9 protein-coding genes are annotated in these 8511 nt (G+C 65.9%); 4 read left to right on the forward strand and 5 right to left on the reverse strand.

The features are described from left to right. On the reverse strand, window positions 1-910 hold a 910-nt coding region (locus GWP04_11090; GenBank protein ID NIA26096.1), incomplete at its 3' end, for a hypothetical protein. Between the two features lie 90 nt (window positions 911-1000). Continuing rightward, window positions 1001-1441 (reverse strand): hypothetical protein, encoded by a 441-nt coding sequence (locus tag GWP04_11095; GenBank protein ID NIA26097.1) that lies wholly within the window; start codon window positions 1439-1441, stop codon window positions 1001-1003. Between the two features lie 128 nt (window positions 1442-1569). On the opposite strand from GWP04_11095, the gene treS reads away from it, so the two are divergent. Beyond that, the gene (treS, locus tag GWP04_11100) at window positions 1570-3213 is read left to right on the forward strand and encodes a maltose alpha-D-glucosyltransferase (GenBank protein ID NIA26098.1); all 1644 of its coding nucleotides are present in this window, start codon (window positions 1570-1572) and stop codon (window positions 3211-3213) included. Here the strand turns inward: treS and GWP04_11105 are convergent. Both GWP04_11105 and GWP04_11110 read right to left on the reverse strand, forming a co-directional pair. Then, on the reverse strand, window positions 3179-3607 hold the full coding sequence (locus GWP04_11105) for an aminoacyl-tRNA hydrolase (protein ID NIA26099.1): 429 nt from the start codon (window positions 3605-3607) through the stop codon (window positions 3179-3181). The genes treS and GWP04_11105 overlap by 35 nt on opposite strands. Next, on the reverse strand, window positions 3604-4929 hold the full coding sequence (locus GWP04_11110) for an AMP-binding protein (GenBank protein ID NIA26100.1): 1326 nt from the start codon (window positions 4927-4929) through the stop codon (window positions 3604-3606). Before GWP04_11110 ends, GWP04_11105 begins: the two co-directional genes overlap by 4 nt. Window positions 4930-4963: 34 nt before the next feature. Here GWP04_11110 and GWP04_11115 point away from each other — a divergent pair, with 34 nt between their 5' ends. Both GWP04_11115 and GWP04_11120 read left to right on the forward strand, forming a co-directional pair. Continuing rightward, window positions 4964-5863 (forward strand): 1,4-dihydroxy-2-naphthoyl-CoA synthase, encoded by a 900-nt coding sequence (locus GWP04_11115; protein ID NIA26101.1) that lies wholly within the window; start codon window positions 4964-4966, stop codon window positions 5861-5863. A gap of 1 nt (window position 5864) precedes the next feature. Next, window positions 5865-6761 carry a 1,4-dihydroxy-2-naphthoate polyprenyltransferase gene (locus GWP04_11120; GenBank protein NIA26102.1) on the forward strand — a complete coding sequence of 299 codons (897 nt, stop codon included), beginning with the start codon at window positions 5865-5867 and terminating at the stop codon, window positions 6759-6761. A 301-nt stretch (window positions 6762-7062) separates the two neighbouring features. Here the strand turns inward: GWP04_11120 and GWP04_11125 are convergent, their stop codons facing one another. After that, entirely contained in the window at window positions 7063-7260 is a 198-nt protein-coding gene (locus tag GWP04_11125) for a hypothetical protein (GenBank protein NIA26103.1), read from the reverse strand. Between GWP04_11125 and GWP04_11130 the strand changes: the two genes are divergently transcribed. Beyond that, window positions 7250-8302 (forward strand): hypothetical protein, encoded by a 1053-nt coding sequence (locus GWP04_11130; GenBank protein NIA26104.1) that lies wholly within the window; start codon window positions 7250-7252, stop codon window positions 8300-8302. The two genes, GWP04_11125 and GWP04_11130, sit on opposite strands and share 11 nt — an antisense overlap. Window positions 8303-8511 lie beyond the last annotated feature (209 nt).

The following is an 8511-nucleotide window of genomic DNA, read 5'->3' on the forward strand; positions in this document are numbered from 1 at the left end:
CGTGTTCGCCGGGGTACTCGCCGGCGTATCCATCGAGGTCTTCGCCGAGGCCTTCGTCGGTACCCGGGTCCAGTGTCGATCGGCCGAACCGGCGGGCAAGCGCCGCGGCAAGAGACGCAGACACGATGACGACGTAGGCGATCACGTAGAGCCACAGCAGCAGCACGGCAAGGGTGAACACCGCGAACGTTGCTCCCGGCGCACCGCCCCGCCAGTCGATGAACGCCTGGAACGCCAGTGAGAACCCGACGATGCCGCCGGCGGCAAGAGGAGCGGCCAGTCCGATCCCGGGAAGCCGGCGCGGGGGCCCGTACCGGAAGAAGAGCCACAGGAACACGAGGATCCCGAGCGCCGCTATCGGGATGCGCAGAGCGCTCCAGACCATGTGGATCCAACCGATCCCGGTCGTCTCTTCCAGTCGATCGGCGATCACCCCACCGACGGGGATGAGCACCATCGTGAGGGAGAACACGACGGCTCCCCCGACGGTGAGCCCGATGGCGATGAGGCGGACCTTCCACCACGGGCGGTCTTCGTCGAGGCCCTCGATTTGGCGCAGCACCCGGATCAGCGTGATCACACCTCGCGATGCGGACCAACCGGCAATGAAGAGGCTGACCGCGATGAACGCCCCCCGGCTCTCGGGAAGCAGTTCGGCGACGCTGCTCAGCACCTGCGCGACCGTTTTGGCCATGTCGGCCGGCAGCAGGCCGGTCAGTGCATCTTCGGTGGCCTTGGCGTCCTTGCCGAACAGCGACGCAACGATCAGCAGGACCGCCGCGACCGGGACGAGCGCGAAGAACAGGTTGTAGGCGACCGCGGCGGCGAGCACCCCCGGCCCGGCGGCGCTGAACCGCTTCCAGAAGCGAACGACGGGCTGGCGTTCGATACGGTCGAGGATCGGCTTCATCACGCCAGGTTAGGGCACCCGATTCCCCTCAAAGTCCCAGTCTCGTCAATGGGAGCCGCAACTGGTGCTGCCAGCATTGACGAGAAAACCTCAGGTTTGGTCGCGCTCGCGCACCCGGAACGAGATCCGGTGCGCCTCGGCACCGTCGATGGACACGACGAACGAGTAGCCACCGGCGCGCGGGAAGACCAACCCATTGATCGTGAGCGCACGAACGACCCCCACGTCGGCGCCGTCCGGAATCCCCGAAGGTCGCCCCGCACGAAACTTCTGGATGATCGACTTGCCCCCGAACGCACTGTGTCCGTCCTCGTCGAGCAGGTCCACGGACAGCCGAAACTCCTCATCGACCGAACCCCACGGCACCCGGATGCGCACTCCGATGCCGAGGCTCGGATGCCGTGCGGGGAAGCGGGAAGCGAACAATGTGTCCCAACCGCCCCCCAGGACGTACAGCTTGCCGCCGACCGCCTGGACCGCGTCGGCGAGGATGGCCACTTCGATCTCGGGTCTCGGACCGTACAGCGTCATGCCCACCAGCCTAGGTGGAGCCCTGCGCCTCGACCACGTCGGCGGCCCCCGTTCTCGTGACGGTTGGGCCGGATCATTCCGGCGAACCGTCACGAGAACGGTGAGATAGGGAGCGTTTGCCGAGATCCATGCCTCCAACGTCGCCTAGTCTCCACCGGATGAACTGGTACAAGGACGCGATCGTCTACGAGGCCCACATCCGGTCGTTTCGAGACGCGGACGGCAACGGGTTCGGCGACTTCGCAGGGCTGACCTCCAAACTCGACTACCTCTGCGACCTCGGCATCACGGCCATCTGGCTACTGCCCTTCTACCCGTCGCCGCTTCGAGACGACGGGTACGACGTCTCCGATTTCAGAGCGGTCGATCCCCGCTACGGAACGCTCGAGGACTTTTGCGGCTTCCTCGACCAAGCCCACCGAAGGGGCCTGCGGGTCATCACCGAAATGATCGTCAACCACACTTCGGATCAGCACCCCTGGTTCCAGCGGGCCCGTCATGCACCCCCCGGATCGGCCGAACGGGACTTCTACGTGTGGAGCGACACGCCGGATCGCTGCCGGAACGCACGCATCATCTTCACCGATTCCGAGACGTCGAACTGGACGTGGGATCCGGTGGCGGGCGCCTACTACTGGCACCGCTTCTTCTCCCATCAGCCCGATCTCAACTACGACAATCCCACAGTGCGGGCCGAGGTCCTCGAGATCATGGATTTCTGGCTCGACATAGGTGTCGACGGCCTGCGCCTCGACGCCGTCCCCTACCTCCACGAACGGGAAGGGACCAACTGCGAGAACCTTCCCGAGACGCACGCCGAACTCAAAGCCATCCGCGCACATCTGGACTCCCGCTACAAAGACCGCCTGCTGCTCGCCGAGGCGAACCAATGGCCCGAGGACGCAGCAGCGTATTTCGGCGACGGCGACGAGCTCCACATGAACTACCACTTCCCCCTGATGCCCCGCCTGTTCCTGGCCCTCGCACGGGGTGAGCGCGCGCCGATCGAATGGATCCTCGATCGCACTCCCGAGATCCCGCCGTCGGCTCAGTGGGGAATCTTCGTGCGCAACCACGACGAGCTGACCCTCGAGATGGTTACCGAGCAGGAACGCTGCGAGATGTACGGCTACTACGCCAAAGATCCCAGGGCCAAGCTCAACATCGGCATTCGCCGGCGCCTCGCCCCCCTGCTCGACAACGACCCACGCAAACTACGCCTGATGCTTTCGCTCCTGTTCGGCCTGCCCGGCACCCCGTTTCTCTACTACGGCGACGAGATCGGCATGGGCGACAACCTCGACCTTCCCGACCGCGACGGCCTCCGCACACCGATGCAGTGGGACGACGGTCCCAACGCCGGGTTCTCCGACGCCGACCCTTCTGCGCTCTACACGCCTGTCATCGACGATCCCGAATACGGCTACCGGACGTTGAACGTCGCCGAGAGCCTCAACGACCACTCGTCGCTGCTCAACTGGACGAGGAAGACCATCGCAGTGCGTCGCCGCCATCCCGCCTTCGGGAGGGGCGACGTCGAATGGCTCCAGCCCGCCGATCCGGCACTGCTCGCGTATGTGCTCACCCATGACGACGACGCCGTGCTGGTCGTGGCGAACCTCTCCGACCGCACGGCGACGATGCCCCTTCCCCAGCCCGGCACCGACCTGCTCACCGGCGAACCGACCGGCGCCGGTGAGCTCTCTCTGCCACCGTACGGCTCCCGGTGGCTGTCGGTCATTCGACCTCCGGAGGACGACGAAGCCGCTTGATCTCTCCCCTGGCCCGCTTGGCCTCGAGCCTGCGGCGCCGGGCCCGGCCGGACGGCTTGGTCGGTCTGCGTGACTTGGGTTCGGTCATCGCGTCTCGAAGCAGGTCGGCGAGCCTGCGCCTGGCCATCTGCCGGTTCCGCCACTGCGAGCGCGACTCGTCCACCGCAACGGTGACCACGCCGCCGTGGGCTCGACGCCCGAGACGAGCCAGCATGCGCCGTTTCATCTCCGGTCCGACGGCCTCTGACGCCCCCAGGTCGAAGCTGAGCTCGGCACGCGTACGTGACCGGTTGGCGTGCTGGCCACCGGGACCGCCGGTCGTCTCGAAGCGCCACACCAGTTCATCACCGGGAATCACGAAGTCCTCGGCGACACGAAGCGGCTCCTCGCTCATCGTCCCTCCAGCGCTCTCCGGTCGACCTTGCCCATCGCAGAGCGCGGCACGCTGTCGACGAGATGCCACACCTTCGGCACCTTGTACCCGGCGAGCCGCTCCCGCGCCCACGCGCTCAAGGAGTCCTCATCGATCCCGTCGGCGACGACCGCCGCATGCAGCATGGCGCCCCACTGGGGATCATCGGCTCCCCACACGGCGACGTCGGACACGGCCGGATGTGCCAGCAGCACCCGTTCGACCTCGACCGGGTACACGTTCTCTCCTCCGGTCACGACCATGTCGTCAACGCGCCCGAGCACCGTCAGGTTCCCCTCCTCGTCGAGCATGCCGAGGTCGCCGGTGCGATACGGACCCACGCGCGCCTCCGCTCCCCGGTATCCCGGCGAGATCATTGGACCGTCGATCACGATCTCGCCCACGGTTCCCCGCTCGAGGCTCGCTCCGCTCTGGTCGGTGATGCGCAGATCCACCAGCGGCAGCGGCCGCACGGTGGCTTCTCCCGGCCGGCCCGTGGCGATTTGCGCCGCCGTCTCGGTGGCGCCGTAGGTGGGCACGGCGGGGATTCCGGCCGCTCGGGCATCGTCGAGCAATCCCGAGGGGAGCGGACCGCCTCCCACGAGCACCGTCGAGAGACTCGGGAACGGCCCTTCGGCGTGTTCGAGGATTCGGGCGAGCATGGTCGGCACGAACGACGCGAACCGGACTTCGTGCAGCAGCGCCGCCGCGCGCCGTGGTTCGAACTCTGGTTCCAGCACGACGGTCCCGCCAACGTGTGCCGATCGGATGAGGATCGAGAGCCCGCCCACGTGATAGAGCGGAAGCACGCAGAGCCACCTGTCCCCTCGCCGATGACCCAAGAACGCAGCGGAGGCATCGGCTGCCGCGGCGAGGTTCCGTCGGGTCAGCACGACCCCCTTCGAGTGCCCGGTCGTCCCCGACGTGGGAACCACCGCATAGGGAGCGTCTGGGTCCGCTCCGGCCGGCTCGACCGGGGATCCGTCGAGTTCCATTGTGTCGGTGAGGAGCAGGTCGACACCCAGCCGGTCACACAGATCCTCGACTTCTCCGAGTGTGAGCCGTGGGCTGATCGGAACGAGGATCCCGCCGGCGCGGGGAATCGCCAGCATCGTCACCACCGTCTCGACCGCCGACGAGGCCGTGATTCCGACGAGTTGACCGGGACGAATCCGCGGAGCGAGCCCACCCGCGGCACGACGCATCATCTGCTTGACCCGTGCGTAAGAGAACGTCTGATCCGCTGTGATCAGGAACGGGACGTCGGGGTTGCGTTCTGCCTGTTCGGTCGGCCAGTCTTTCACGCTCACTACAGTACCGGGCAGCAATGGAGGCTCGATGACAGACAGCGTCTCGGAGCTGTTCGATCCGTCCGCATGGAGGCCGGTCGACGGGTTCACATTCAGCGACATCACCTATCACCGGGCCGTCGACCAGAACACGGTCCGCATCGCGTTCGACCGCCCGGAGGTGCGCAACGCGTTCCGGCCGCTCACCGTCGACGAGCTCTACACCGCCCTCGACCATGCCCGCATGACCAGCGACGTGGGTACGGTGCTGCTCACAGGCAACGGGCCGTCCCCGAAGGACGGAGGATGGGCGTTCTGCTCGGGTGGCGACCAGCGGATCCGCGGCGCCGACGGCTACCAGTATGAAGGCGAAGGCGGGATCGACCCTGCCCGTCTCGGACGACTGCACATCCTCGAAGTGCAGCGGCTCATCCGCTTCATGCCCAAGATCGTCATCGCCGTCGTGCCCGGATGGGCGGTCGGCGGCGGCCACAGCCTCCACGTCGTGTGCGACCTCACGATCGCGTCGAAGGAGCACGCCATCTTCAAACAGACCGATGCCGACGTCGCCTCGTTCGACGGTGGATACGGATCGGCGCTGCTCGCCCGCCAGATCGGACAGAAGAAGGCACGCGAGATCTTCTTCCTCGGCCGCAACTACTCGGCCGATGAGGCGGCGGCAATGGGTGCGATCAACGCGTCGGTTCCTCACGCCCTCCTGGAGCCCGTCGCTCTCGAATGGGCGGCCGAGATCAACGCGAAGAGTCCCACGTCCATCCGGATGCTCAAGTACGCGTTCAACCTCCCCGACGACGGACTCGTCGGCCAGCAGCTCTTCGCCGGCGAGGCCACGAGGCTGGCCTACGGGACCGCGGAGGCCGAAGAAGGCCGGGACGCCTTCCTCGAGAAACGAACACCCGATTGGTCCCGCTTCCCCTACCACTTCTGAGATGACCCTGGATCCCGCGACGAGAACCGGAGCCTGGTACCTGGCATCGCGACCGCACACCCTGCCTGCGGCCCTCGCCCCCGTGGCGGTCGCCGCGGGACTCGCCATCGGCGATGGCGTCTTCAGATGGGGACCGTTGATCGCCGCGGCGATCGGCGCTCTCGCCATCCAGGTGGCAGCGAACTTCACCAACGACCTCTCGGATGCACGCAAGGGTGCAGACAACGAGGACCGGATCGGCCCGCAGCGTGCCGTCGCGTCCGGCCTGCTCAGTGAGCGTGCGATGGAGCTTGGAACCTGGACGGCGTTCGCCGTCGCGACGGCCGCAGGCGTGTATCTCCTGGCGATCGCAGGGTGGGTGATCGTCATCGTCGGGGTTGCCTCGATCCTCGCCACCCTCGGCTACGTCGGCGGGCCGAAACCCTACGGCTACCGAGGCTTCGGTGAGGTGTTCGTGTTCGTGTTCTTCGGTCTCGTCGCGACCGTCGTGTCCCGCTTCGTGTACGACCGTGCGGCGCCGCTGGACGCCTGGCTGTTGGCGATCCCAATGGGGCTCCTGGTCACCGCCATCCTGGTGGCGAACAACATCAGAGACATCGACACCGATCCTGCCGCCGGCAAACGCACCCTTGCGGTGATCATGGGGCGAGACCGCACGAGGATCTTCTTCGATGTGCTCGTGTGGGGATCGTTCGCCCTGATCGGCATGTTCGCACTCCTTGGATGGACGCCGACATGGACGGCACTCGCGCTCATCACCGCTCCCCTCGCGATTCCGATGACCGGCACGATCCACCATGAAACCTCCGGCCCTGCGCTGATCGGCGTGCTGAAGGGGGTCGCCCGTCTCGACCTGGCATTCGGCATCCTGGTGGCCATCGGCGCCGCAATCGGCTGACGGGCAGACCGTCACACTGCACCCCGCGCTTTGCGACCACGACATGCCCGTAACGTGCCTATCGGGACCCGCCCGAGACCGACAGACCGGCTCCGGGTCGGCCCACCGCAACCCGATCCGAAGGACCCGAACAACGTCCGGCCCCCCTCAACAGGGGACGCTCCTCCCCCGATACCTTGCTCCACGTCCACACCTTTATGGTCACGCTTCTCCACCATCAGCAGATCTGATCGCGCTCTCCGATACATCACCATGAATGGGACCTTTGGCCCTATACCAATACCGTGTCCACAAGGGAGTATCAGTTACAGCTAGAAGGCCGAAAGGAGGGGTCGAGCATGAGACGAGTTCTGCTGCTGCTGGTAGTTGTGTTCGCAATGATTCTCGCTGCGTGTGCCGGACCGGCCGGCGAAGTGGGACCTGCGGGGCCTGCGGGTCCCCAAGGACCTGCCGGACCTGCCGGACCTGCCGGACCTGCCGGAACCGGAGTGGCCGGCACGACCGTTGGGGCCGACTACGTGGGGACCCAGACGTGTGCCGGATGCCACCCGGACAACGCCGAAGAGTTCCTCAAGTCGGGACACCCGTACAAGCTGAACAAGGTGGTTGACGGACAACCGCCGACGTACCCGTTCACCGAGGTCACCGAAGTCCCCGAGGGGTACACCTGGAACGACATCGCGTACGTGATCGGTGGCTACAACTGGAAGGCCCGTTTCATCGGGCTCGACGGCTACATCATCACCGGCCATGCAGACGCCACGACGCAGTACAACTTCCCGAACCCGGACATCGGGCTCGGAGGCAACTGGGTGGCGTACCACGCGGGTGAACAGAAGGCTTACGACTGTGGCCCTTGCCACACGACCGGATACCGACCCGAAGGCCATCAGGATGGGCTCGAGGGAATCATCGGAACCTGGGCGGAGCCCGGGATCCAGTGTGAAGAGTGCCACGGCCCTGGAAGTAACCATGTGGCGGATCCGTATGGAGTTGCGATGAAGGTGGACGTGTCCTCTCAGGCGTGCACTTCATGTCACCGACGCGGATCCACCCTGACAATCGACGCCAGCAAAGGATTCATCAAGCACCACGAACAGGGCGAGGAACTGCTGCAGACAAAGCATGCGGCCCTCAGCTGTGTCACGTGCCACGATCCGCACACGGGCGTCATCGCCCTCCGTCAGGCCGGAGAGGATTACGCAGCGAAATTCCCCTGCGCAACCTGCCACGAGGACGAGGCCAACTATCAGAAGTCGACGGTCATGTCGAGCTTCGTCAATTGCATCGACTGTCACATGCCACGGATCGACAAGTCCGCGGTTGGTGACGCCGCTGCCTGGACGGGCGACATCCGAACACACTTGTTCGCCATCGATCCCGACCTCGCCAGCCAATTCAGCGAGGACGGCTCCGAGGCCAACTCGGCGATCACGCTGGACTGGGCCTGCAAGTCGTGTCACCGTGACGGTGGTTCGGCGGCCGTCAAGACGGACGCGGAGCTCAAGCAAACGGCCGAGGGATACCACTCAGAACCGTAGAACGACGGAACTACCAGCAGCTCGAGAGGCCCGAGGATCCCCGGGCCTCTCACTTCTTCCACTCGCCCTGCCGGCAGAATCAACACACCTCCCCAAGCGAGCGGAGCGAGCGGTTTCTCCCCCCAGCGAGCGAAGCGAGTGGTTCCTCCCCCCAGGGAGCGAAGCGAGTGGTTCCTCCCCCCAGGGAGCGAAGCGAGTGGTTCCTCCCC

This window comes from Gammaproteobacteria bacterium (assembly GCA_011682695.1).
Classification (GTDB): domain Bacteria; phylum Actinomycetota; class Acidimicrobiia; order Spongiisociales; family UBA4744; genus BMS3Bbin01.